Source organism: Phaeobacter sp. JH20_34, from assembly GCF_048056095.1.
In the GTDB taxonomy this organism is placed as follows: Bacteria; Pseudomonadota; Alphaproteobacteria; order Rhodobacterales; family Rhodobacteraceae; genus Phaeobacter; species Phaeobacter bryozoorum.
Map to the genome: position 1 here is coordinate 621,375 of NZ_JAYMWT010000004.1, position 21,939 is coordinate 643,313.

The 21,939-nt window shown below is 65.4% G+C and carries 23 protein-coding genes; 22 read left to right on the forward strand and 1 reads right to left on the reverse strand.

Features of this window, described 5'->3' with window-relative positions:
• Window positions 1-60: 60 nt before the first annotated feature.
• From fabG to VWZ81_RS04595, 3 genes are all read left to right on the forward strand, one after another.
• On the forward strand, window positions 61-798 hold the full coding sequence (fabG, locus tag VWZ81_RS04585) for a 3-oxoacyl-[acyl-carrier-protein] reductase (RefSeq protein ID WP_416542188.1): 738 nt from the start codon (window positions 61-63) through the stop codon (window positions 796-798).
• 648 nt (window positions 799-1,446) lie between these two features.
• Complete coding sequence (locus VWZ81_RS04590) at window positions 1,447-1,680, forward strand: acyl carrier protein (RefSeq protein WP_005982462.1); 234 nt, start codon at window positions 1,447-1,449, stop codon at window positions 1,678-1,680.
• 164 nt (window positions 1,681-1,844) lie between these two features.
• Window positions 1,845-2,588 (forward strand): 1-(5-phosphoribosyl)-5-[(5-phosphoribosylamino)methylideneamino] imidazole-4-carboxamide isomerase, encoded by a 744-nt coding sequence (locus tag VWZ81_RS04595; RefSeq protein WP_340545797.1) that lies wholly within the window; start codon window positions 1,845-1,847, stop codon window positions 2,586-2,588.
• Between the two features lie 776 nt (window positions 2,589-3,364).
• Here the strand turns inward: VWZ81_RS04595 and VWZ81_RS04600 are convergent.
• The gene (locus tag VWZ81_RS04600; protein ID WP_416538899.1) at window positions 3,365-4,312 is read right to left on the reverse strand and encodes a PilZ domain-containing protein; all 948 of its coding nucleotides are present in this window, start codon (window positions 4,310-4,312) and stop codon (window positions 3,365-3,367) included.
• A 329-nt stretch (window positions 4,313-4,641) separates the two neighbouring features.
• Here VWZ81_RS04600 and fabF point away from each other — a divergent pair, with 329 nt between their 5' ends.
• From fabF to VWZ81_RS04695, 19 genes are all read left to right on the forward strand, one after another.
• Window positions 4,642-5,907 carry a beta-ketoacyl-ACP synthase II gene (fabF, locus tag VWZ81_RS04605; RefSeq protein WP_340545795.1) on the forward strand — a complete coding sequence of 422 codons (1,266 nt, stop codon included), beginning with the start codon at window positions 4,642-4,644 and terminating at the stop codon, window positions 5,905-5,907.
• Window positions 5,907-7,061, forward strand: coding sequence for an endolytic transglycosylase MltG (gene mltG / locus VWZ81_RS04610; RefSeq protein ID WP_340546325.1), 1,155 nt, complete (start codon window positions 5,907-5,909; stop codon window positions 7,059-7,061). Before fabF ends, mltG begins: the two co-directional genes overlap by 1 nt.
• 290 nt (window positions 7,062-7,351) lie before the next feature.
• On the forward strand, window positions 7,352-7,687 hold the full coding sequence (locus VWZ81_RS04615) for a recombinase (protein ID WP_416542189.1): 336 nt from the start codon (window positions 7,352-7,354) through the stop codon (window positions 7,685-7,687).
• Entirely contained in the window at window positions 7,665-8,957 is a 1,293-nt protein-coding gene (locus tag VWZ81_RS04620) for a DNA-packaging protein (protein WP_416542190.1), read from the forward strand. Before VWZ81_RS04615 ends, VWZ81_RS04620 begins: the two co-directional genes overlap by 23 nt.
• Window positions 8,958-9,151: 194 nt before the next feature.
• Window positions 9,152-10,345: a phage portal protein gene (locus tag VWZ81_RS04625; RefSeq protein WP_416542191.1), complete on the forward strand. Its 1,194-nt coding sequence runs from the start codon at window positions 9,152-9,154 to the stop codon at window positions 10,343-10,345.
• On the forward strand, window positions 10,338-10,556 hold the full coding sequence (locus VWZ81_RS04630) for a GTA head formation protein, RCAP_rcc01685 family (protein WP_014874871.1): 219 nt from the start codon (window positions 10,338-10,340) through the stop codon (window positions 10,554-10,556). Before VWZ81_RS04625 ends, VWZ81_RS04630 begins: the two co-directional genes overlap by 8 nt.
• Window positions 10,557-10,591: 35 nt before the next feature.
• Window positions 10,592-11,200, forward strand: a complete 609-nt coding sequence (locus tag VWZ81_RS04635; RefSeq protein WP_416542192.1) for an HK97 family phage prohead protease — start codon at window positions 10,592-10,594, stop codon at window positions 11,198-11,200.
• 72 nt (window positions 11,201-11,272) lie between these two features.
• Window positions 11,273-12,457, forward strand: coding sequence for a phage major capsid protein (locus VWZ81_RS04640; RefSeq protein WP_416542193.1), 1,185 nt, complete (start codon window positions 11,273-11,275; stop codon window positions 12,455-12,457).
• Window positions 12,458-12,638: 181 nt separating this feature from the next.
• A complete protein-coding gene (locus VWZ81_RS04645; protein WP_340545789.1) occupies window positions 12,639-13,286 on the forward strand; it encodes a head-tail connector protein in 648 nt (215 codons plus the stop codon).
• Window positions 13,283-13,654: a head-tail adaptor protein gene (locus VWZ81_RS04650; protein WP_416540061.1), complete on the forward strand. Its 372-nt coding sequence runs from the start codon at window positions 13,283-13,285 to the stop codon at window positions 13,652-13,654. The genes VWZ81_RS04645 and VWZ81_RS04650 overlap by 4 nt, the downstream gene beginning before the upstream one ends.
• Window positions 13,651-14,058 (forward strand): DUF3168 domain-containing protein, encoded by a 408-nt coding sequence (locus VWZ81_RS04655; protein WP_416534155.1) that lies wholly within the window; start codon window positions 13,651-13,653, stop codon window positions 14,056-14,058. The genes VWZ81_RS04650 and VWZ81_RS04655 overlap by 4 nt, the downstream gene beginning before the upstream one ends.
• Window positions 14,059-14,166: 108 nt before the next feature.
• Window positions 14,167-14,580, forward strand: a complete 414-nt coding sequence (locus VWZ81_RS04660; RefSeq protein ID WP_061048939.1) for a phage major tail protein, TP901-1 family — start codon at window positions 14,167-14,169, stop codon at window positions 14,578-14,580.
• An 11-nt stretch (window positions 14,581-14,591) separates the two neighbouring features.
• Complete coding sequence (locus VWZ81_RS04665; protein ID WP_416542194.1) at window positions 14,592-14,984, forward strand: gene transfer agent family protein; 393 nt, start codon at window positions 14,592-14,594, stop codon at window positions 14,982-14,984.
• A complete protein-coding gene (locus VWZ81_RS04670) occupies window positions 14,981-15,238 on the forward strand; it encodes a rcc01693 family protein (protein WP_416542195.1) in 258 nt (85 codons plus the stop codon). Before VWZ81_RS04665 ends, VWZ81_RS04670 begins: the two co-directional genes overlap by 4 nt.
• Window positions 15,231-15,887: a phage tail tape measure protein gene (locus VWZ81_RS04675; RefSeq protein ID WP_260079402.1), complete on the forward strand. Its 657-nt coding sequence runs from the start codon at window positions 15,231-15,233 to the stop codon at window positions 15,885-15,887. The genes VWZ81_RS04670 and VWZ81_RS04675 overlap by 8 nt, the downstream gene beginning before the upstream one ends.
• Window positions 15,888-15,902: 15 nt before the next feature.
• Window positions 15,903-16,535: a DUF2460 domain-containing protein gene (locus tag VWZ81_RS04680; protein ID WP_260079401.1), complete on the forward strand. Its 633-nt coding sequence runs from the start codon at window positions 15,903-15,905 to the stop codon at window positions 16,533-16,535.
• A complete protein-coding gene (locus VWZ81_RS04685; RefSeq protein ID WP_260079400.1) occupies window positions 16,535-17,485 on the forward strand; it encodes a DUF2163 domain-containing protein in 951 nt (316 codons plus the stop codon). The genes VWZ81_RS04680 and VWZ81_RS04685 overlap by 1 nt, the downstream gene beginning before the upstream one ends.
• Entirely contained in the window at window positions 17,482-17,952 is a 471-nt protein-coding gene (locus tag VWZ81_RS04690) for an NlpC/P60 family protein (RefSeq protein WP_416542196.1), read from the forward strand. The genes VWZ81_RS04685 and VWZ81_RS04690 overlap by 4 nt, the downstream gene beginning before the upstream one ends.
• Entirely contained in the window at window positions 17,952-21,932 is a 3,981-nt protein-coding gene (locus VWZ81_RS04695; protein WP_416542197.1) for a baseplate multidomain protein megatron, read from the forward strand. Before VWZ81_RS04690 ends, VWZ81_RS04695 begins: the two co-directional genes overlap by 1 nt.
• Window positions 21,933-21,939: the final 7 nt, after the last annotated feature.

Below are 21,939 nucleotides of genomic sequence, written 5' to 3' on the forward strand. Positions count from 1 at the left end.
CCCGTTGTCTTCCAAAGAAAACGGCGGACCGCGGGCCGGGGATGAGACAAAGGAAATCATATGTTTGATCTGACTGGAAAAACCGCCCTCATCACCGGGGCATCTGGTGGCATTGGCGGCGATATCGCCCGCGCCCTGCACGCCGCTGGCGCCACCGTGGGCCTCTCCGGCACCCGCGAGGCCCCGCTGCAGGAACTGGCGGCGGAACTTGGCGAGCGCGCCCATGTGCTGCCCTGCAACCTCTCCGATGCAGAGGCGGTCGAGGCGCTGCCGAAACAGGCGATCGCGGCGATGGGCTCGGTGGATATTCTGGTCAACAACGCCGGCATCACCCGCGACAATCTGTTCATGCGGATGAAGGATGAGGAATGGGCCAGCGTGCTGGAGGTGAACCTTACCTCGACCATGCGCCTGTGCCGGGGTGTTCTGCGCGGCATGATGAAGGCGCGCTGGGGCCGGATCATCAATATCTCGTCCATCGTGGGGGCCACCGGCAACCCCGGTCAGGGCAATTACGCCGCCGCTAAGGCCGGTATGGTCGGCATGTCCAAATCGCTGGCCTATGAGGTCGCCAACCGCGGCATTACGGTCAATGCCGTGGCTCCCGGCTTTATCGCCACGGCCATGACAGACAAGCTGAACGACGCCCAGAAAGACACGATCCTGACCCAGATCCCCAGCGGTCGGATGGGCACCCCGGAGGAAATCGCCTCCGCCGTTTTGTATCTGGCCAGCGCCGAGGCAGGCTATGTCACCGGCACCACCCTGCATGTGAACGGCGGCATGGCCATGCTGTGATCCCGGGGCGCGATCCGGGCTGCAACCGGGGCCGCTGAGACCCCGGTTAAGCTTTGCGGTGACGCCGAGTCACCTGGTCCCGCCGCCGGTCCTTCCGGTGGCGGGTTCTGCGTTCCGGCCGCCGCGTCAGATGTGGCCTCTATGCCTCAGGCCGGGGGGGATTTTCGGTGCCGCCAGCGCGGCATCGCACAAGATTGGTCGCGGGGTTTTGCGATCCCGCCCCGCAGCTGGCCCGGTTATCCGGGGCGAAATACGGCCATCCTCAGGATGGATGACCAGCTGAAAGTCGCTGCAAAATAACGGAAAATGACCTGCGGCGGTGATGGGTTGCGTAAAAATATGCACCACAAGCCTTGCATGTGGCTGCGGCTGTGGCCAAATGCTCACCCTGTTGCCTGAGCCTCAGGCGACAGGCTCCGGGCAGGCGGGTGCAGTGATGCTGCGAAACCGTTTGCCTCTGCGTCGGTCTGTGTTATAGGCGGCGCATATTCGCCATCTGCGGGTCCATGCCGGACCGGCAGGGGCGGTTCCGCTATGCGGGACACGACCGCCCGCATCGGGCACAACCACGCCGCCCCGAGCGGGCAAGGGCAGAACCGGGCGAATGCCTGACAACCGGGCGAATGCCTGAAAAGATGAGGAATTGACATGAGCGACGTCGCAGACCGCGTAAAAAAGATCGTTGTGGAACACCTGGGTGTTGAAGAAGACAAAGTGACCGAGAACGCGTCGTTCATCGATGATCTGGGCGCAGACAGCCTGGACACCGTTGAGCTGGTTATGGCCTTCGAAGAAGAGTTCGGCATCGAGATCCCCGATGACGCGGCCGAGACCATCCAGACCTTTGGCGATGCGGTGAAGTTCATCAGCGAAGCTTCCTGATCCCACCCAATCGGTGACGATCACAGACGGCGCTTTCCGGGCAGGAAGGCGCCGTTTTTCGTTTCTGGACGTTTCCGACCTCCGCGAGGTCGGGTTTTCTCCTTAGGGGTGATCGGTCTCCGTGCTAGCCTTGGCGAAACTGCCGACGACAGGAGGGCATTGCGATGATGATCTACCCCACGATGGAACTGAAGGACGGCCGCTGCGTGACGCTGGACAAGGGGCGGCTCGACACCGCCATGATCTGGCACGTAGACCCGGTTGCCACCGCCTGCGGCTTTGCCGCCGATGGTGCCGAATGGATGCATCTGACCGATTTTGATGCCATCGAAGGCGACAACCGCAATGCCGAGCTGGTGGAGGAAATCATCCGCACCGCCGGTATCCCGGTTCAGCTGGGCGGCGGTATGCGCTCGCGCGAGCATATTGAGCATTGGATCGACAAGGGCGCCGGCCGTGTGGTGGTCGGCACGCTTGCCGCCCGCGACCCCGAACTGGTGCGCACGCTGACCCGTCTTCACCCCGATCAGATCGTGCTGGCGGTGGATGTCTGGCAGGGGCAGGTGATGACCGACGGCTGGCGTCAGGCCGGCTCGTTCACGCCCGAAGCCTTTATCGACGCCTTTGCCGATTGTCCCTTTGCGGGCATCATCATCACCGATATCGAAAGCGATATGACCGATGTCGAGGCGCAGCTGGGGCTGATCGCAGGGCTGGCGGAGAAAGCGCGTACGCCGGTGATCGCCAGCGGTGTGGTCCGCACCGCCGATGACGTGGCGCGGCTGAAATACATTGGTTCGATCTCCGGCGCATTGGTCGGGCGGGCGCTGTTCCGCAAGACCCTGACCGTGGCGGAGGCGCTGGAGGCGGCCCGCCCCACGCGTGAGCCGGTTGCCGAATTCCGCTAGGTCGGCGGCACGTCTCGGGCGGCACTGCTGCCGCATCAACCAATGGGCTGCGGTGTCGTCAGGACTGCGCAGCCCTGTTATTTCAGCGCAGCCTGCGTGTGTTGGCTGCCTTGGGGAGCGGGCAGGCCGACGTGGGTTTGCAGCACCGGGCGCATGACCGGCGCGGCTGAGCTGGTGCGGCGCTGTCTATACAGGATCCGGTCGAAATCGCTGCCAATGGACCGGAATTGTCGAACCGACCTCTCGACGCCGCCGATGCACCGCTGATCGCGACATAAGCGGGCCGGAGCTGTGGTCTCTGCCTGAAATTGACCAAACCGGCGCGCGCGCTTCCTGCATGATCTATACCGGCGAAAGCTCTGACTGCTTCGCCGACTGATTGCGGAGCGAAGCACGTCCTGCCCCAATGGTCCGCATCTGCCACCATCCGGCACCAACCGCCACCATCCCACTACCACAGGGGTGCCACCGGTTCGCGAGGTCGGCTCCGCAAGGCATCGCAGGTGGGATCTGTCTGCATATTCGCGATCATGGCCGCGATCATGGCCCGCCAGACGCCAGCCAGACGCCAGCCAGACGCCAGCCAGACGCCAGCCAGACGCCAGCCGGACGCCCGTCCGCCGCCCGCCCGCGCGATCTTTGCCGCGCGATCTTTGCTGGTCCGCCGCGACCGGGGACCCGTGATAGCAGCCGAGCCCAAGACAGGCCGACCCCCTTGTGACATCATCACGACGAAGGACCACGCCGCAGAGTGTCGCTCCGGCCACGCCGATCCGTCAGCCAGACACCGCGCCATGTGGTTCAAGCTCGGCAGGCGTCCCGTCGCGCCCGAACTCCCGTTTGGATTTTCTGGGCGCCCTGCGAAAACCCGCCAGAGCCTTCACCATATCGCGTGAGAGACGCTCCTTGAACTGCAGGCCAAAATAGTTGGCATTGCACCATTGCACCCGACCGTGAAGATTTATCTGCGGCGCATCGCCGGGCAGGTCCAGCACGATGATATCCCCGGCGCCGAGGCGCGCTGCGGATTTGACCTTCGCCCCCTCCTGACTGATGTCCAGCAGGGTCGCCGCAACCCCGTTATCATTGTTGTGCACAAGGGTGCAGTCCAGGTTGCAGGTATGGCGCTTGCGGCGCCGCCTCAGCGTTGTCATGCGCCGTTCAAACAGCACAAAACACAGCGCTCCAAGCGCCACCAGACCCAGTGAACCGGCCGCCGCGGTGGTGCTGGAAATCTGTCCCAGCGCGGGCAAGGCGCCAAGGCCGCCGCCATCCTGCCCGCTACTGCCTGCACGAGAGCAGGGCATACGCGCCAGCTCCCGGCGATAGGCCGCCAGAGTTTCACTGGCAAAGAGTTTGACAGAGGCCCGTTCCGCATGGCGCCGGTCCTTCAGCGCCAGGACCCGCAGCAGGCTGCGGTGCTGGGCAATCAGGTTATGGGTCGCCTTCAGCAGATCGTCCATCTTTTCTCTCTGCATCGCGAGATGCAGCTCGGTCTTCGATGTCTTTGCCAGCAACCGTTCCATCTCCTGCACGGCGGGCGAATTGCTGCCGGTGCGCAGGTAGTCGAGAAAATCTTCACCGGCGAGCGTCAGCGTCATCAGTTTGTTGAAGACACGGCATTCGCGGGCGGCCAGCGGTTCAGCGCCAAGCAGCAGGCTGACCAGCAACAGCAGCGCAAATACGCCCAGCCCCCACATGCGCGAAGGGCGGCGGTGTGCCATCCGCCGAACCCTTCGTAGATCAGGATCAGGTGACGCAGGGCGTCCAAACAAGAACTCTATGTGCACCATTCACATCTTGCCCCACAGCCGCTGACCTTGGATCCTGCGCCCCGTCTGTTGGGCGCCGCATAGTGGTTCGCAGGCGCGCCATATCGGTACTGTCGCGACTACGAAACCAAAGAACAACCAAAAGGTACATTATCCAAGTTAACCGCAATCTAAGGCTGTCATTAAATTATCGCAAAACAACCGGAGACCACCGGCTCTTGCACCTCTGCGCCAATCCAAGCTATTTGGAGTCAAATTGCCGAGGCAGAGGAGTGCAAGAAATGCGTCGAGTAGTAGTTACCGGACTGGGCCTGGTCACACCGCTGGCAAGCGGCGTCGAAGAGACCTGGTCGCGGTTGCTGGACGGTCAGTCCGGGGCGGGTCCGATCACGCATTTTGATGCGGTAGAAAGCGGTGTCGCCACCACCTACGCCTGCGAAGTTCCGCGTGGCGACGGCAGCGATGGGACCTTCAACCCCGATGATTGGGTTGTCAAAAAAGACCAGAAGAAGATTGATGATTTCATCCTCTATGGCATTGCCGCGGCTGATATGGCCGTGCGTGACGCCGGCTGGACACCCGAGGACGAGCAGAGCCGCCTGCGCACCGGCGTGATGATCGGCTCCGGCATCGGTGGCCTCAGCTCGATCGCCGACACCGCCGTGATGATCAAGGAAAAAGGCCCCCGCCGGGTGTCGCCCTTCTTTATCCCCGGCGCGCTGATCAACCTGATCTCCGGTCAGGTCTCGATCCGTTTTGGCTTCAAGGGGCCGAACCACTCTGTTGTGACCGCCTGTTCGACCGGTGCCCATGCCATCGGCGATGCGGCCCGTCTGATCAAATCCGGCGACGCCGACGTGATGATCGCAGGCGGCGCCGAGGCGGCGATCTGCGAAATCGGCATTGCCGGCTTCAACGCCTGCAAGGCGCTGTCCACCAAACGCGCCGATGACCCAAAGGCCGCCTCGCGCCCCTATGACGCCGACCGCGACGGTTTCGTGATGGGTGAGGGCGCCGGCATCGTGGTGCTGGAAGATTACGACCACGCCAAGGCCCGTGGCGCCAAGATCTATGCCGAGGTGCTGGGGTATGGTCTCTCCGGCGATGCCTACCACATCACCGCTCCCTCCGAGGACGGCGAAGGCGGCGAACGCTCGATGCGCGCGGCGCTGGCCAATGCGGGGCTTGAGCCGAAGGACATCGACTATATCAATGCCCATGGCACCTCGACCATGGCCGATACCATCGAACTGGGCGCGGTTGAGCGGATGATGGGGGATGCGGCGGGCAAGGTCACCATGTCCTCGACCAAATCCGCCACCGGCCACCTCCTGGGTGCGGCTGGCGCGATTGAGGCGATCTTCTCGATCCTGGCGATCCGCGATCAGGTGGCACCGCCCACCATCAACCTGGACAACCCGGCCGTTGAAACCGCTGTCGATCTGGCCCCGAACCAGAAACGCGAGCGCGAGATCAAGGTGGCGCTGTCCAATTCCTTTGGCTTTGGCGGCACCAATGCGTCGGTCCTGTTCGGAAAGCCTGAGTGATGTGGCGCAACCTCGCCTCAAACATGCTGACGGTCCTGGTGGTGATGCTGTTCCTTCTGGGCGGCGTCATCCTCTGGGGGCAGTCGCAATATACCTCCGAAGGTCCGCTGGACAGCGCGATCTGCCTGCGGGTGCCGTCCGGCAGCACGATGTCTCGGGTCAGCCGTGATCTGGAGAGCCAGGGCGCGATCAACTCCGGCCCGCTGTTCCGGGTTGGTGTGCGCTACGCCGAGAAAACCGATGCGCTGAAGGCCGGCAGCTATCTGGTGCCCGCAGGGGCCTCGATGGCCGAGATCGTCGATCAGATCACCCGCGGCGGCGCCAGCAGCTGTGGCACCGAAATCGTCTACCGCGTGGGCGTGACCCGCGTGCTGGCCGAGGTGCGCGAGCTGGACCCGGCCACCAACCGCTTTGTCGAGCGTGCGGAATTTGTGCCCGGCGTCGATGAGGTGCCCGCTGTCTACGAAGAGAAGAAAGCCGATGCCGACACCCGTTACCGCATCGCGCTGGCCGAAGGCGTGACCAGCTGGCAGGTGGTCGAATCGCTGAAAGCCATGGATATCCTCGACGGCGATCCGGGCACGCGCCCGGCGGAGGGGATGCTGGCACCCGACAGCTATGAGGTCTCCCCCGGTGATGACCGCGCCGAGATCCTGGCCGAGATGCAGGAGCGCCAGGAGCTGCGCATCAACGCCGCCTGGGAGGGCCGCTCGGACCGCGCAGCGGTTACCAGCCCCGAAGAGATGCTGATCCTCGCGTCGATCATCGAAAAAGAGACCGGCGTGGCAGAGGAGCGTGGGCAGGTCGCCTCGGTCTTCACCAACCGGCTGAACCGCGGGATGCGGCTGCAAACGGACCCGACGGTGATCTATGGTGTTACTCGGGGCGAGGGTGTCCTCGGGCGTGGTCTGCGCCAGAGCGAGCTGCGCCGGGCAACCCCCTGGAACACCTATGTGATCGAAGGGCTGCCGCCGACGCCAATCGCCAACCCCGGCATGGCCAGCCTTGAGGCGGCGGTGAACCCCGATCAGGGCGACTACCTGTTCTTCGTCGCTGATGGCACCGGTGGCCACGCCTTTGCCGTCACGCTCGAGGAGCACAATCGCAATGTCGCCAAATGGCGCGAGATTGAAGCGCAGGGCAACAGCAACTAGGCGCAATCCAATCATGGATCAGATCTGAAAGGGGACGCTTCGGCGTCCTCTTTTTTGTGCGGCACCGTTAACCTTATGGTAGGTTAATCTGAAATTTACTTAACAAATCCGGCAGCTTGCGTCCGATACTTCAGGTTGCCAACTTTGACTTTTGCGCTGGTTTGTGGCAGGGTTCACAGGCAGCTGGGAAATTGGCAGATCCGCCCGCAGGACGCCCGATCATGGATCGCGCTTGTGGGGCGGCCTTGCGATTTTCCGAACGGAGGTCCCATGACTATGAGGCCCCAACCATGAGCACCTATACCCCGGAAAATCGGCTGGCAAAGACCGCCGATCTTCTTTTCTCCCTCCATAACTCCATCGAACGGCTCCGGCAGGAGGCCGAGCAGATGCTCGAACGGCTTGCCTGCGATGCAGACGACGCCGGCAGCGCGCCGCGTATCGCCAAATTGGAAAGCCTGATCCGTGACAGCCAGAAAGTGGAGAAAACCCTTGTCGAACAAAGTGAACAGCATCAGGCCGCAGCCGGGCTCGACATCGACGCCGCCCGCAGTGAAATCGAAGAGCGGCTGGCTCGCCTGCGCGCCAGTTTCGACGCAGAAGATGTTTCTGGACCGGCTCAGTGATCATGACCTCTGTGCGATGCCCTATGTCTTTGATCTCTGGGCGCTGCCGCACCAGCTGCCGCCGACGGGGGACTGGCGCAGCTGGGTCATCCTCGGCGGACGCGGGGCAGGCAAGACCCGCGCCGGCGCCGAATGGGTGCGTACGCTGGCCGAAGGGGCAACACCGTTGTCCGCTGGTCGCGCCCGCCGCATCGCCCTCCTCGGGGAAACCTACGATCAGGTGCGCGACGTCATGGTCCAGGGCGACAGCGGCATCCTCGCCTGCACACCCCGCGACCGCCGCCCGACGTGGAAAGCCACCGAACGGCGGCTGATCTGGCCCAATGGCGCCACCGCCCAGGCGTTTTCGGCCCATGACCCTGAGGCGCTGCGTGGCCCGCAGTTCGATGCCGCCTGGGCTGATGAGCTGGCCAAATGGAAACGCGGGCAGGACAGCTGGGACATGCTGCAATTTGCGCTCCGGCTGGGGCGGGATCCGCGCGTCTGCGTCACCACCACACCGCGCAATGTGGGCGTGCTGCGCGACCTTCTGGCCAGCCCCTCCACCGTGCAAACCCATGCGGCGACCGAGGCCAACCGTGCCAATCTCGCCGCCTCCTTCATCGCGGAGGTGCGCAGCCGCTATGCCGGGTCACGGCTAGGCCGACAAGAGCTGGACGGCATCCTGTTGCAGGATGTCGATGGCGCGCTCTGGACCAATGCCGGGCTGGTTGCGGCGCAGATCGCAAAGGCCCCGGCACTGGACCGGGTGGTGGTGGCGGTCGACCCGGCGGTGAGCGCCGGCAAACACTCCGACGCCTGCGGCATCCTCGTGGTGGGTGCCACGCTCACAGGCCCGCCGCAGGACTGGTGCGCCTATGTGCTCGCGGATTGCACTGTGCAGGGCGTCGGACCGCTGACCTGGGCGCAGGCCGCCATTGATGCGCGCGACCGCTACAGCGCCGACCGGGTGGTGGCGGAGGTCAATCAGGGCGGTGCCCTGGTCGAAAGCCTGCTGCGCCAGATCGACCCGCTGGTGCCCTTTACCGCGCTGCACGCCAGCCGGGGCAAGGGGGCACGGGCCGAACCGGTCGCCGCCCTTTACGAACAGGGCCGGGTGCGCCACCTGCCGGGGCTTGGCGCGCTGGAGGATCAGCTCTGCCAGATGACCCCGCGTGGCTATCTGGGGCAGGGCTCACCGGACCGGCTGGATGCCCTGGTCTGGGCGGTGCAGGAGCTGATCCTGACCCCGGCGACCCGCCACAGGCTGCCCCGCGCGCGCATGTTATAGGCGGGCCACCGGCCATCAAATCAGACGCAAAACGCCCGCAGTCATGCGGGCGTTTTTTAGTTGGGTCAAAGGTTTAGCGCAGGTGTTGCGTGCCCTGCGCGCGCCTTGCTCAAATCTTCTTCAACCCCCGCCGTCATAAAGGATCGCAGCAAACAGGGGCATGCTTCGCCCCCTTCAAGCAAAGGAGTGGCCCCATGGTCTTTGACCTTCTGCGGCGCAAGCAACAGCCCGTCGAAACCAAGGCAAGCGCCGCCGCCCGTGTGGTGGCCTGGCACGGTGGCACTGGCAGCACCGGCTGGAGCCCGCGCGACAGCAGTTCGCTGACCCGCAGCGGCTTTGTCGGCAATCCCGTGGGCTACCGTGCCGTCAAGATGATCACCGAGGCCGCTGCCGCGCTGCCGCTGGTGTTGCAGGACGGCACACAGCGCTACGACAGCCACCCGCTGCTGACGCTGCTGGCCCGGCCCAATGCCGCGCAGGGCCGCGCCGAGCTGCTGGAAGCGCTGTTCGGCCACCTGCTGCTGTCCGGCAACGCCTATATCGAGGCGGTCTGCGATCCCGACGGTCGCGACGTATTGCCGGTCGAGCTGCATGTGCTGCGCCCTGACCGCATGACCGTGGTGCCCGGCAGCGATGGCTGGCCGGTGGCCTATGACTACAGCGTGTCGGGGCGCAAACACCGCTTTGATGTGACCATGCCCTGCGCCCCGATCTGCCATCTGCGCAGCTTTCATCCGCAGGACGATCACTACGGTTTGTCGCCGATGCAGGCCGCAGCCATGGCGGTGGATGTGCATACCTCGGCCTCGCGCTGGTCCAAGGCGCTTCTGGACAATGCAGCCCGCCCCTCCGGCGCTCTGGTCTGGACCGGAAGCGATGGTCAGGGGCTGATGGCTGAGGATCAGTTTCGCCGTCTAAGTGAGGAAATCGAAATGAATTTTCAGGGCGCGCGCAATGCCGGCCGTCCAATGGTGCTGGAAGGCGGGTTGGATTGGAAACCAATGGGGTTCTCGCCATCGGATATGGAATTTCACCAGACCAAGGACGCCGCCGCGCGCGAAATTGCTCTCGCGCTTGGGGTGCCGCCAATGCTGCTGGGCCTGCCGGGCGATGCCACATATGCCAATTATCAGGAGGCCAACCGCGCCTTTTACCGGCTCACCGTGCTGCCGCTTGTGACCCGTGTCACCGCGACGCTGTCGGACTGGCTGGCGCGCTATCAGGGGGCTGCGGTCACCCTGAAACCGGACCTTGATCAGGTGCCTGCGCTGGCCTCCGAACGCGAGGCGCAGTGGCGCCGCGTGGCCGCCGCGGAGTTCCTCAGCGTGGCCGAAAAACGCAGCCTTCTGGGCCTGCCGCCGCAAGAGGAGGCGATGGCGGATGACTGAGATCCCGATCCCGCCGTTTGAATGCTCACCGGGTCTGCGGCTCACCGCCCATGAGCGCATCGCCGAGATCCAGCAGGAGGCGATGAACCGGCGTCTCGACCGGCTGGAGATGATGATGGAGCGGATGGAAAAACGCCTCTGGCTCACCGTCTACGGCGTTGCCGCCGTGATCCTGGCGCAGGCCTTCCAGTCCTTTCTTGTGGTTCAGTAATTGCCATTAATTCAAAGAGATAAAAGGAGAAGCTGATGCCATCTCATGCGCATCTGGAGCATAAGTTCGCGCGCTTCGGCGAGGATCTGACCATTGGCGACGAGGCCGACGATATGGTCATGATCAGCGGATATGCCAGCCTGTTTGGCTGCGTCGACGCTGGCGGTGACATGGTGCAGCCGGGGGCCTATCAGGCGTCGCTCGACCGTCTGGCGCAGGCCGGGATCGCGGTCAAGATGCTGTGGCAGCACGATCCCGCACAGCCCATCGGCGTCTGGGATGAGGTCCGCGAGGATGCCCGCGGCCTGCATGTCCGGGGCCGTATCCTGACCCGCACCCAAAAGGGCGCCGAGGCTGCGGCGCTGATCGCTGTCGGCGCATTGGACGGGCTGTCGATCGGCTACCGGACCCGCCGCGCCACGGCGCGCAAAGGCGGCGGGCGCTCCCTGTGTGAGCTGGACCTCTGGGAGGTCTCGCTGGTGACCTTCCCGATGTTGTCCTCAGCCCGCGTCAGCCCAGCCGGGGCCGCCGCCAAATCGCAGACCGCAGAGCGCGGCGCCATCGCCCCGGACGATACCCCGCAGATCTGGCGGGAGGTGATCGACCTGCTGCGAAGCGGTGCCAGCCTGACGCCGCTCGGCTGAATGCAGGCCCCGGCCGCCGCTGCGGTCGCGCCCCGCTTTTGCCTTCCTCAATCGACCCAAAAGGACAGACAGATGAGCCATCCCCAATCCCACCCGGAACCAACGGCCCACTCCCATGCGGCCCCGCAGGAGGTCAAACAGGCCGTTGCCGACTTCGTGCATGATTTCAACGGGTTCAAAGACGACATTGCCCTGAAACTGAAACAGACAGAAGAGCGTATGACCATGCTGGATCGCAAATCCCACTTTGCCAATCGTCCCCCTCTGGCCGCTGCCGATGCAGGCGGCGCGCCTCATCAGAAAGCCTTTGATGCCTATCTGCGGTCCGGCGATGACGCCGCGCTGCGTGGCCTTGATCTTGATGCCAAGGCGATGGCCACCGCCGTCAATGGCGATGGCGGCTACCTGGTGGATCCGCAGACCTCCGATACGGTCAAATCCGTGTTGAACAGCACCGCCTCGATCCGCGCCGTCGCCTCGGTGGTGACGGTGGAGGCAACCTCCTACGATGTGCTGATCGACCATGGCGATGTCGGTCACGGCTGGGCGAATGAGACGGCGGCGGTAACCGAAACCGCAACCCCGGTGATCGACCGCATCACCATCCCGCTGCATGAGCTGAGCGCCTTGCCCAAGGCCTCGCAGCGGCTGCTGGACGACAGCGCCTTTGACATCGAGGGCTGGCTGGCTGGCCGGATCGCCGACAAGTTTTCCCGCGCGGAGGCGGCTTCCTTCATCAATGGCGATGGCAACGACAAACCGACCGGCATCCTCTACCACCCGGTTGTTGCCAATGACAGCTGGAGCTGGGGCAACCTTGGCTATGTCACCACCGGCGTGGAGGGCGATATCGGCGATGGCGATGCAATCATTGATCTGGTCTATGCGCTTGGCGCGCAGTACCGGGCCAACGCCAGCTTTGTGATGAACTCCAAAACCGCAGGCCTCCTGCGCAAGCTGAAGGATGCCGATGGCCGCTTCCTGTGGTCCGACGGGCTGGCAGCGGCGGAACCGGCGCGGCTGATGGGCTATCCGGTGGTCATTGCCGAGGACATGCCCGACGCCGGTGTGAACGGCTATGCCGTGGCCTTTGGCGATTTCGCGGCCGGCTACACCATCGCCGAACGCCCCGACCTGCGGGTGCTGCGCGACCCCTTCAGCGCCAAGCCGCATGTGCTGTTCTATGCCACCAAACGTGTCGGCGGCGATGTCAGCGATTTTGCTGCCATCAAACTGCTGAAATTCGGTCTGAGCTGACGCTTGGACCGATGGCGGACCCGGCAGCCCGGTTCCGTCTGCGGATGCGCGCCTTAAGGCCGCTGTCGTCCAGCTGCTCCCCTTCCGTCCAGCGGCAGCAGCCCGGCGCGCATCCGCCCCGACCCATCCGGCAACAGCCAGCCCGAGCAGCCCCCGAACGAACAGCCGTTGGAGTGAAGAGATGATGTTGAATGAAGTGACACCGGTGCCAGAGGCGGTTCTGCCGCAAGAGGCGTTCAAGGCGCATCTGCGTCTGGGCACCGGCTTTGACGAGGCGGGGGTGCAGGAGGCCGTGCTGATCAGCTTCCTGCGCGCTGCCATCGCGGCGATCGAGGCACGCACCGGCCGGGTGCTTCTGGCGCGGGATTTCCTGCTGACGCTCGCCGCCTGGCGGGATCCCCAGCTACAGGCGCTGCCGCTTGCACCGGTGCAGCAGATCCACTCGGTGACGCTGAGCGATGCCGCCGGGGTCGAGACCGTGCTGCCACCCGGTCGTTACCGGCTGGAACCCGACAGCCAGCAGCCCCGGCTGCGTCCGGTTGGCGGGGTGCTGCCCACAATTGCCAGCGGTGGTGCGGCGCGGATCCTGATGCGGGCGGGCATGGCCAACAGCTGGTCGGCATTGCCCGGCGATCTGGCGCAGGCGGTGCTGATGCTGGCGGCGCATTACTATGAGTTTCGCGATGACACGAGGTTGCAGGGCGGCTGTATGCCCTTTGGCGTCACCAGCCTGATCGAACGCTATCGTGCGCTACGGGTGAGCCTGGGCGTCGGCGGCGGGCATGGGATCGGGTTTGGCCGCAGCTTTGGACCGGGGGCAGGCGCATGAGCCGCCGCACCACATCCCGCCCCGCTGCCCGCTCCACACCACGTCTCAACCGCTGTCTGGCGCTGGAGGATCCGCGCCGCACCTCGGATGGGGCTGGCGGGTTTCTTGAGGCATGGCAGCTGCTTGGCCACCATTGGTGCGATATGCGTGCCCTCAGTGGCCGCAGCACCGATCACTCCGGCACCAGCCTGTCACTGCAACGCTACCGCATCACCCTTAGGGCCCATCCCACCGGTAGCCCGGCGCGGCCCCGGCCGGACCAGCGGCTGCGCGATGGTGCCCGGATCTTTCGCATTGATGCGGTGGCCGAAGGCGACCCTGACGGCCGCTACCTGACCTGTTTTGCCACCGAGGAGACCACCGCATGACCTATGCCCTGGCCCTGCCGCTGCAGGAGGCGCTGTTTCAGCACCTGACCAATGACCCGGCGCTGACCACCGCGCTGAGCGGCGCCATCTATGACGCGCTCCCAGCAGGCAGCCTGCCGCAGACCTATGTGACCCTTGGCCCCGAGGAGGTGCAGGACCGCTCCGACCGCAGTGGTGCCGGCGCGCGCCACCGGGTGGAGATCACCGTCCATACCGATATTGCGGGCTTTGCCGGTGCGAAGGCCATTGCGGCCAGCATCTGCGACAGCCTCGCCAGCGCCTCGCTCAGCCTGACGCGCGGGCGACTGGTGGGCCTGTGGTTCGACCGCGCCAGCGCCAGCCGCAAACCCTCCGGCGGCCGCGAGATCCGCCTGCGCTTCACCGCGCGGCTGGAGGACAGCTGACACCCGGTCGGTTTGGCGAAAATCCAACATTAATTACAATGCGTTGCGCGGCAAGGCTGATCTGAATTGGCGCGACGTCCCATCACTCAGCAACAGGAGATCACCGCTATGAGTGTTCAAAACGGCAAGGATCTATTGGTCAAGATCGACATGACCGGCGACGGTCAGTTCGAAACCATCGCGGGGCTGCGCGCAACGCGCATCAGCTTCAACGCCGAAAGCGTCGATGTCACCAGTCTGGAAAGCCAGGGCGGCTGGCGCGAGCTGCTGTCCGGCGCAGGGGTGCGCTCGGCCAATATCTCCGGCTCCGGTATCTTTCGCGATGCCGGGACGGATGAGCGGGCACGGCAGCTGTTCTTTGAGGGGCTGACCCCCGCGTTTCAGGTGATTATCCCCGATTTTGGCATCGTCGAAGGCCCGTTTCAGGTCACCGCCCTGGAATATGCCGGCAGCCACAATGGCGAGGCCACCTATGAGCTTGCGCTCGCCAGCGCCGGCGCGCTGGTCTTCACCGCCGTCTGAGGGGGGTGACCATGACCCCCTCGGAACAGCCAGCCCCGGCAGTTAACGCCTGTGCGGCCAATCCCTATGCCGGCGAGGTGCTGCTGGCGGTAAACGGCGATGTGCTGGCGTTAAAGCTCACCCTCGGGGCGCTGGCGGCGCTGGAAACGCGGCTTGGGACGGGATCGCTGATTGATCTGGTGACCCGGTTCGAAAGCGGCGGGTTCTCGGCGGCGGATGTGCTGGCGCTGCTGGCAGCGGGGGTGCAGGGCGGCGGCCACCGGCTCAGCGAGGCGGATCTGGCCGTTGCCGATATCGACGGCGGTCCGATGCAGGCCGCACGGGTCGCCGCACAGCTCCTGGCGCGCAGTTTTGCGCTGCCGGGAGAGGCGGGCGCGCCGCCGCCCGGATCGGTGGCCCCATGACGCCCCGGCAGCACTCCACAGACAGACAGAGCACCGGCCTTGACTGGCCGGCGCTGATGCGGGCTGGGCTGGCGGGGCTGCGGCTCACGCCGGATCAGTTCTGGCGCCTCACCCCGGCGGAGCTGCGGCTGATGCTGGGGCAGGACAGCGCCGTTGCGCCGCTGGGTCGGGCCGGGCTGGACCAGCTGATGCGCGCATTTCCCGATCCCGCCGCGCCGAGATCCCCAGAAACAGGAGCCGTAAGCGATGAGTGACACAGGATTGAACCAGCTGGAACAGCAGGGCGAGGCGCTGAGCGACAGCCTTGGCGATGCGGCGGGCATGGCGGCCACATTCGATGCCGAACTGCGCCGGGTGCGCGCCGCCTTTGCCGCCACCGGCAAGGATGCCGAGACCCTGGAACGCGGTATGTCGAAGGGGCTGCGCCGCGCCTTTGACGGTGTTGTCTTTGACGGCATGAAGCTCTCGGATGCGCTGGATACCATGGCGCAGTCGATGATCCAGACCACCTATTCGGCGGCCATGAAACCGGTCACTTCCCATATTGGCGGGCTGCTGTCGGATGGGGTGGGCAAGCTGATGAGCGGCATTCTCCCCTTTGCCGATGGGGCGGCGTTTTCACAAGGCCGGGTGATGCCCTTTGCCAAGGGGGGGATCGTCAGCGGCCCGGTGAGCTTTCCCATGCGCGGCGGCACCGGGCTGATGGGCGAGGCAGGCCCAGAGGCGATCCTGCCGCTGACCCGTGGTGCCGATGGTGCGCTTGGTGTGCGCAGCCAGGGCGGGCGGGCCACCTCGGTGGTGATGAATATCCAGACCCCCGATGTGCAGGGGTTCCAACGCAGTCAGGGCCAGATTGCCGCCCAGCTGAGCCGCGCCCTGTCGCGTGGCAATCGCAACCGCTGAGCCGGAGGACAGCAGATGAATTTTCACGAGGTCAGATTTCCCGCATCGCTGAGCTTCGGCTCAATCGGCGGACCGGAGCGGCGCACCGATGTGGTGACGCTTGCCAACGGGCACGAGGAACGCAACACCCCCTGGGCGCATTCGCGTCGCCGCTATGATGCGGGGCTGGGCCTCAGGGGGCTTGAGGATATCGAGGCGCTGATTGCCTTTTTCGAGGCGCGGCAGGGCCAGATGTACGGTTTCCGCTGGAAGGATTGGTCCGACTACAAATCCGCCCGCGCCACGCAGGAGGTGGCGTTTGGGGATCAGGTGATCGGTATCGGCGACGGGGTGCAGCAGGTGTTCCAGCTGAGCAAGACCTATCGTTCCGGCAGCTTTGCCTATCAGCGTCCAATTACCAAACCGGTGGCGGGCAGCGTGCGCATCGGGATTGAGCAGGACGCTTTGCAGGAGACGGTAGACTACACGCTCGACAGCACCCTTGGCACCATCACGCTGGCGCATCCGCCAGAGGCGGGCCTGTCGGTGAAGGCGGGGTTTGAGTTCGATGTGCCGGTGCGCTTTGACACCGATCGCATTCAGACCAGCGTGGCGTCCTTTCAGGCGGGCGACGTGCCCAATGTCCCAGTGGTGGAGGTGCGGGTCTGATGGCGGGGGTAAGCGAGGCGTTTCAATCTCATGTGGCCAGCGGTCTGACCACGCTGTGCCGCTGCTGGCTGGTGACGCGCAGCGATGGCGTGCGGTTCGGCTTTACCGATCATGACCGCGACCTGCGGTTCGAAAGTGCTGCCGAGGGCGAGGCCGGTCTGCTGTTTCGCGCAGGCACCGGGCTGACCGCGCGCAGCCTGCAACAAGCCACCGGGCTGGCGGTCGACAATACCGAGGCGCTGGGTGCGCTGAGTGATGCCGCCATCCGCGAAGACGAGATCGAGGCCGGGCGTTTTGACGGCGCCGAGGTGCGCTGCTGGCTGGTGAACTGGGCCGATGTCTCGGTGCGCTGGTTGCAGTTTCGCGGCAGCTTTGGCCAGATCCGCCGTGCTGGTGGTGCCTTTGAGGCGGAGCTGCGCGGCCTGACGGAGGCGCTCAACCAGCCGATGGGGCGGATCTACCAGAAACCCTGCACGGCGGTTCTGGGCGATGGCGCCTGCCGCTTTGACATGACCACGCCGGGTTACACGCTGGAGCTGGCCGCCGAAGAGATCCGCGAGGGGCAGTATTTCGGATTTGCCGCCCTGCCGGGGTTTGAGCCGAACTGGTTCACCTCTGGCCGTCTCACGGTGATGAGCGGTGCAGCTGAGGGGCTGTGGGGCTGGATCAAGCAGGACCGCCAGCAGGTCGGGCGGCTGGGACAGGACGCCACCGCGCCGGATCCGAACGCAGAGCACCGCCAGCTGACCCTTTGGGAGCCGCTGCGGGCGCAGATCCGACCCGGCGATCTGCTGCATCTGGCAGCGGGCTGCGACAAGCGGCTGAAGACCTGCCGGCTGAAGTTCAACAATGGCGTCAATTTTCAGGGCTTTCCCGATATCCCCGGCGAAGACTGGGTGATGAGCGTGCCGCGCCAGAGCGGCAATAACACCGGCGGCAGCCGCAGATGAGCGGCGCGAGAGGGATATCGCGCGCCGAGCTGGTTGCGGCGGCGCGGGGTTGGTTGGGCACGCCCTATGTGCATCAGGCCGCCCGGCGCGGTGCGGGCTGCGATTGTCTCGGCCTGATCCGGGGGGTCTGGCGTGAGGTCTACGGCCAGGAGCCGGAGGCGGTGCCGGGCTATACGATGGACTGGTCCGAACCCCAGGGCGAGGAGGCGCTGTGGCAGGCGGCGCTGCGCCATCTCAGCCCCCGACCGCTGCAAGAGGCGCGCGCCGGTGACGTGATCCTGTTTCGGATGCGCCGGGGGGCGGTGGCCAAACATATCGCGCTGCAAACTGAAACCGGCGCCATGCCGCGGTTCATCCATGCCTATTGCGGCCACGGTGTGGTCGAGAGCGCATTGAGCCAGCCGTGGCAACGGCGGATCGTGGCGCGGTTTTCCTTTCCTGATGTTGATGCTGATGAGGTGACGTGATGGCGACCATTCTTCTTTCTGCGGCGGGGGCGGCCCTTGGCGGCTCGGTTGGGGGGGCTGTGGCGGGTCTCTCCTCGGTAGCGATTGGCCGCGCACTTGGCGCCACCGTCGGACGCGCCATCGACAGCCGCCTGCTGGGCGCGGGCAGTGAGCCGGTGGAGACCGGCCGGGTGGAACGCTTTCGCCTGACCCATGCCAGCGATGGCCAGCCGATTGCGCAGGTTTATGGCCGGATGCGGGTGGGCGGGCAGGTGATCTGGGCGTCTCAGTTCCGCGAGACCTCCACCACCAGTGGCGGCGGCGGCAAGGGCGGCGGTCGGCGCCAGCCCAAGGTCACCAGCTACAGCTATGATGTGTCACTTGCCGTAGCGGTCTGCGCCGGAGAGGTGGCCTCTATCGGGCGGGTCTGGGCCGATGGCGAGGAGGTCGCGCCCAAAGATCTGAACATGACCGTCTATCGCGGCACCATGGACCAGCTGCCCGATCCGGTGATCGAGGCGGTAGAGGGCACAGGCGAGGTGCCCGCCTATCGTGGCACCGCCTATGTGCTGATGGAGAACCTGGCGCTGGAGCGTTTTGGCAACCGGGTGCCGCAATTCTCGTTCGAGGTGCTGCGTGCCGAGCAACCGGCCTCCAGCACCTATGATCTGGATCTGCCGCAGCTGGTGCAGGGGGTTGCCCTGATGCCGGGGACCGGGGAATACGCGCTGGCCAGCACGCCGGTGCATTACGACCATGGGCCGGGACAGGCCAGACCCGCCAATTCGCACAGCCCCTCGGGGGAGACCGATCTGGTCACCTCGCTGACGACCCTTGGCGAGGAGCTGCCCGCCTGTGGCGCGGCCTCGCTGATTGTGTCGTGGTTTGGCAATGATCTGCGCTGCGGCGTGTGTAGCGTCAAACCGAAGGTGGAGCGCCAGCATATCGAGGGGGCGAATATGCCCTGGTCGGTGGCCGGGCTGACCCGGACGGAGGCCGAGCTGATCGCGCGGCAGGATGACAGACCCATATACGGCGGCACCCCCACCGATGCCTCGGTGATCGAGGCCATTCGCGCAATGCAGGCGCAGGGCAAGCGGGTGATGTTCTATCCGTTTATCCTGATGGATCAGATGGCGGGCAATGATCTGCCAGATCCCTGGAGCGGTGAGCCGGGTCAGGCGCATCTGCCCTGGCGCGGGCGGATCACCCTGTCGCTGGCACCGGGCCAGCCCGGCAGCCCCGATGGCACGGCTATGGCGCGGGCTGAGGTGCAGCAGTTCTTTGGCACGGCAACGGCGGCGGATTTCACTGTGGCTGACGGGAGCGTCACCTATAGCGGCCCGTTGGAGGATTGGGGGCTGCGGCGCTTTATCCTGCATAATGCCGCGCTTTGTGCCGCGGCGGGCGGGGTTGAGGCGTTCTGCATCAGCTCGGAGATGCGCGGGCTGACCCAGATCCGCGATGAGGCAGGCTTTCCTGCGGTGGCAGAGCTGCGGGCGCTGACGCAGGAGGTGCGCCAGATCCTCGGGCCGGATACCAAGATCGGCTATGCCGCCGACTGGTCGGAGTATTGGGGCTACCAGAGCCCGGAGGGGGATCGCTATTTCCACCTCGATCCGCTCTGGGCGGATGAGCAGATCGATTTCATCGGCATCGACAATTACATGCCGCTGTCCGACTGGCGCGAGGGGGAGGATCATCTGGACGCCCGGGCCGGGGCGCCGGGCATTCATGATCTGGAGTATCTGCGCGCCAATATCGAGGGCGGCGAGGGCTATGACTGGTATTACCACTCGCCCGAGGCCGAGGCGGCCCAGATCCGCACCCCGATCACCGATGGCGCCTATGATGAGCCGTGGATCTGGCGCTACAAGGATCTGCGCAGCTGGTGGTCCAAACCGCATCATGACCGGATCAACGGGCAACGTGCCGCGCTGCCCACCGCATGGGAGCCGCAGAGCAAACCGATCTGGTTCACCGAACTGGGCTGTGCCGCCATCGACAAGGGCACCAACCAGCCGAACAAGTTTCTGGATCCCAAAAGCTCGGAATCCAAACTGCCGAAATTCTCCAACGGGCAGCGCGATGACATGATGCAGCTGGCCTATCTGCGCGCGTTGCTGGGCTATTGGCAGGAGGAGGGGAAAAACCCCGTCTCCGAGGTCTATGGCGGCCCGATGCTGGATATGTCGAACGCCTATGTCTGGGCCTGGGACGCGCGCCCCTTTCCGGTGTTTCCCAATGCGGTGGAGGTCTGGAGCGACGGCGAGAATTACCTGCGCGGCCATTGGCTGAACGGGCGGGTGGGGCAGCGCACGCTGGCCTCGGTGCTGGAGGAGATCTGTGCCGCCTCGGGTGTTGCGGCGATTGATGTCAGTGACCTGCCTGCGCTGGTGCGCGGCTATGCGATCAGCGATGTCGGTGAGGCCCGCGCCGCGCTGCAACCGCTGTTGCTGCGCCACGGGGTGGATGCCATCGAACGCGATGGTCTGCTGCGGTTTCGCCTGCGCAATGGGCGACAGGACGCAGCGCTTGATCTGGCGCAACTGGTTGAGGGGCAGGAGCTGGACGGGGTGCTGGAACAGACCCGCGCGCCGGAGGCTGAGCTGGCCGGACGGATGCGGCTGCGCTTTGTCGAATGGGGCGGGCGCCATGATCTGCGCGGCGAGGAGGCGGTGCTGCCCGATGAGGCGACCCATGCGGTCAGCGACAATGAGCTGCCGATGGCGCTGACCCGCGCCGAGGGGCGGCAGGTGGTCGAGCGCTGGCTGAGCGAGGCCCGCATGGCCCGCGATACCCTGCGGCTGGAGCTGCCGCCCTCCGCCATGGCGCTGGGCGCGGGCGATGTGATCCGCCTGCCGCTTGCCGGGGCAGAGGCAGGCCCGGAGGTAGGCTCAGAGGCGGGTGCGGAGGTCGGCAGCGGTGCGCAGGCCCGTTACCGGATCGACCGGGTCGAACAGGGCGCGGCGCAGCTGATCGAGGCGGTGCGGATCGAGCCGGAGAACTACCACCCGGCACCAGTGCCGGAGGAACTGCCCGGTGTCACCGCCTTTGCGGCACCGGTGCCGGTGCTGCCGCTGTTCATGGACCTGCCGCTGATTGGCGGCGATGAGGTGCCCCATGCGCCGCATCTGGCAGTGACGGCGCAGCCCTGGCCGGGGAGCGTTGCCGTATACGGCGCACAGAGTGATGCGGATTATGCACTGGAGGAGGTGCTGGCCGCCGCTTCAACCATTGCCATCACCAATACGGTGCTGCCTGCGGGCGCGCCAGGGCGCTGGGAGCGGGGCGACGATCTGGAAGTTGATATGATCTCTGGCCAATTGCAGAGCCGGGACCGGCTGGCGGTGCTGAATGGCGCCAATCTGGTGGCCATCGGCGATGGCAGCCCCGGCAATTGGGAGCTGATGCAATTTGGCGAGGCCGAGCTGATCGCACCGGGGCGCTATCTGCTGCGCGACCGGCTGCGTGGACAGCAGGGCAGCGATGCGCGGATGCCGGTGGCCTGGCCGAAGGGCTCTTATGTGGTGGCGCTGGATGGCACGCCGCAGCAGATCACACTGGCTGCCAATCAGCGCGGCCTCAGCCGTCACTACCGTATCGGCACCGCCCGGCGCCCCTATGATGATCCGAGCTATGTGCATCTGGAGGCGGCCTTTGCGGGTGAAGGGCTGCGCCCCTATGCGCCGGTGCATCTGCGCCAGAAAGGCGTGTTGGGCAGCGGCGCGGTCGGGCTGGACTGGATCCGCCGCAGCCGCATCGACGGCGACCGCTGGGATCTGGCGGAGATCCCGCTGGGCGAGGATCTGGAGCGCTACCGCCTGCGGATCCTGCGCGGCGGCGAGATTCTGCGCGAAGAATTGCTGGACGCTCCCGGCTGGAGCTATCCGCTGGCGGCCCAGACAGCGGATGCGGTGGTGCCGGGAGATCGCATCGAGGTGGCGCAGGTCTCGGCCCGCTACGGGGCTGGTGCGGTGACCGCCCTGCGGCTGGTCTGAGGCGGGG

What these genes read in the sequence shown, in the direction of transcription:
- fabG (WP_416542188.1), top strand. Translation starts at nt 61, where the DNA reads ATGTTTGATCTGACTGGAAAAACCGCCCTCATCACCGGGGCATCTGGT.
- VWZ81_RS04590 (WP_005982462.1), top strand. Translation starts at nt 1,447, where the DNA reads ATGAGCGACGTCGCAGACCGCGTAAAAAAGATCGTTGTGGAACACCTG.
- VWZ81_RS04595 (WP_340545797.1), top strand. Translation starts at nt 1,845, where the DNA reads ATGATGATCTACCCCACGATGGAACTGAAGGACGGCCGCTGCGTGACG.
- VWZ81_RS04600 (WP_416538899.1), bottom strand. Translation starts at nt 4,312, where the DNA reads ATGGCACACCGCCGCCCTTCGCGCATGTGGGGGCTGGGCGTATTTGCG.
- fabF (WP_340545795.1), top strand. Translation starts at nt 4,642, where the DNA reads ATGCGTCGAGTAGTAGTTACCGGACTGGGCCTGGTCACACCGCTGGCA.
- mltG (WP_340546325.1), top strand. Translation starts at nt 5,907, where the DNA reads ATGTGGCGCAACCTCGCCTCAAACATGCTGACGGTCCTGGTGGTGATG.
- VWZ81_RS04615 (WP_416542189.1), top strand. Translation starts at nt 7,352, where the DNA reads ATGAGCACCTATACCCCGGAAAATCGGCTGGCAAAGACCGCCGATCTT.
- VWZ81_RS04620 (WP_416542190.1), top strand. Translation starts at nt 7,665, where the DNA reads ATGTTTCTGGACCGGCTCAGTGATCATGACCTCTGTGCGATGCCCTAT.
- VWZ81_RS04625 (WP_416542191.1), top strand. Translation starts at nt 9,152, where the DNA reads ATGGTCTTTGACCTTCTGCGGCGCAAGCAACAGCCCGTCGAAACCAAG.
- VWZ81_RS04630 (WP_014874871.1), top strand. Translation starts at nt 10,338, where the DNA reads ATGACTGAGATCCCGATCCCGCCGTTTGAATGCTCACCGGGTCTGCGG.
- VWZ81_RS04635 (WP_416542192.1), top strand. Translation starts at nt 10,592, where the DNA reads ATGCCATCTCATGCGCATCTGGAGCATAAGTTCGCGCGCTTCGGCGAG.
- VWZ81_RS04640 (WP_416542193.1), top strand. Translation starts at nt 11,273, where the DNA reads ATGAGCCATCCCCAATCCCACCCGGAACCAACGGCCCACTCCCATGCG.
- VWZ81_RS04645 (WP_340545789.1), top strand. Translation starts at nt 12,639, where the DNA reads ATGATGTTGAATGAAGTGACACCGGTGCCAGAGGCGGTTCTGCCGCAA.
- VWZ81_RS04650 (WP_416540061.1), top strand. Translation starts at nt 13,283, where the DNA reads ATGAGCCGCCGCACCACATCCCGCCCCGCTGCCCGCTCCACACCACGT.
- VWZ81_RS04655 (WP_416534155.1), top strand. Translation starts at nt 13,651, where the DNA reads ATGACCTATGCCCTGGCCCTGCCGCTGCAGGAGGCGCTGTTTCAGCAC.
- VWZ81_RS04660 (WP_061048939.1), top strand. Translation starts at nt 14,167, where the DNA reads ATGAGTGTTCAAAACGGCAAGGATCTATTGGTCAAGATCGACATGACC.
- VWZ81_RS04665 (WP_416542194.1), top strand. Translation starts at nt 14,592, where the DNA reads ATGACCCCCTCGGAACAGCCAGCCCCGGCAGTTAACGCCTGTGCGGCC.
- VWZ81_RS04670 (WP_416542195.1), top strand. Translation starts at nt 14,981, where the DNA reads ATGACGCCCCGGCAGCACTCCACAGACAGACAGAGCACCGGCCTTGAC.
- VWZ81_RS04675 (WP_260079402.1), top strand. Translation starts at nt 15,231, where the DNA reads ATGAGTGACACAGGATTGAACCAGCTGGAACAGCAGGGCGAGGCGCTG.
- VWZ81_RS04680 (WP_260079401.1), top strand. Translation starts at nt 15,903, where the DNA reads ATGAATTTTCACGAGGTCAGATTTCCCGCATCGCTGAGCTTCGGCTCA.
- VWZ81_RS04685 (WP_260079400.1), top strand. Translation starts at nt 16,535, where the DNA reads ATGGCGGGGGTAAGCGAGGCGTTTCAATCTCATGTGGCCAGCGGTCTG.
- VWZ81_RS04690 (WP_416542196.1), top strand. Translation starts at nt 17,482, where the DNA reads ATGAGCGGCGCGAGAGGGATATCGCGCGCCGAGCTGGTTGCGGCGGCG.
- VWZ81_RS04695 (WP_416542197.1), top strand. Translation starts at nt 17,952, where the DNA reads ATGGCGACCATTCTTCTTTCTGCGGCGGGGGCGGCCCTTGGCGGCTCG.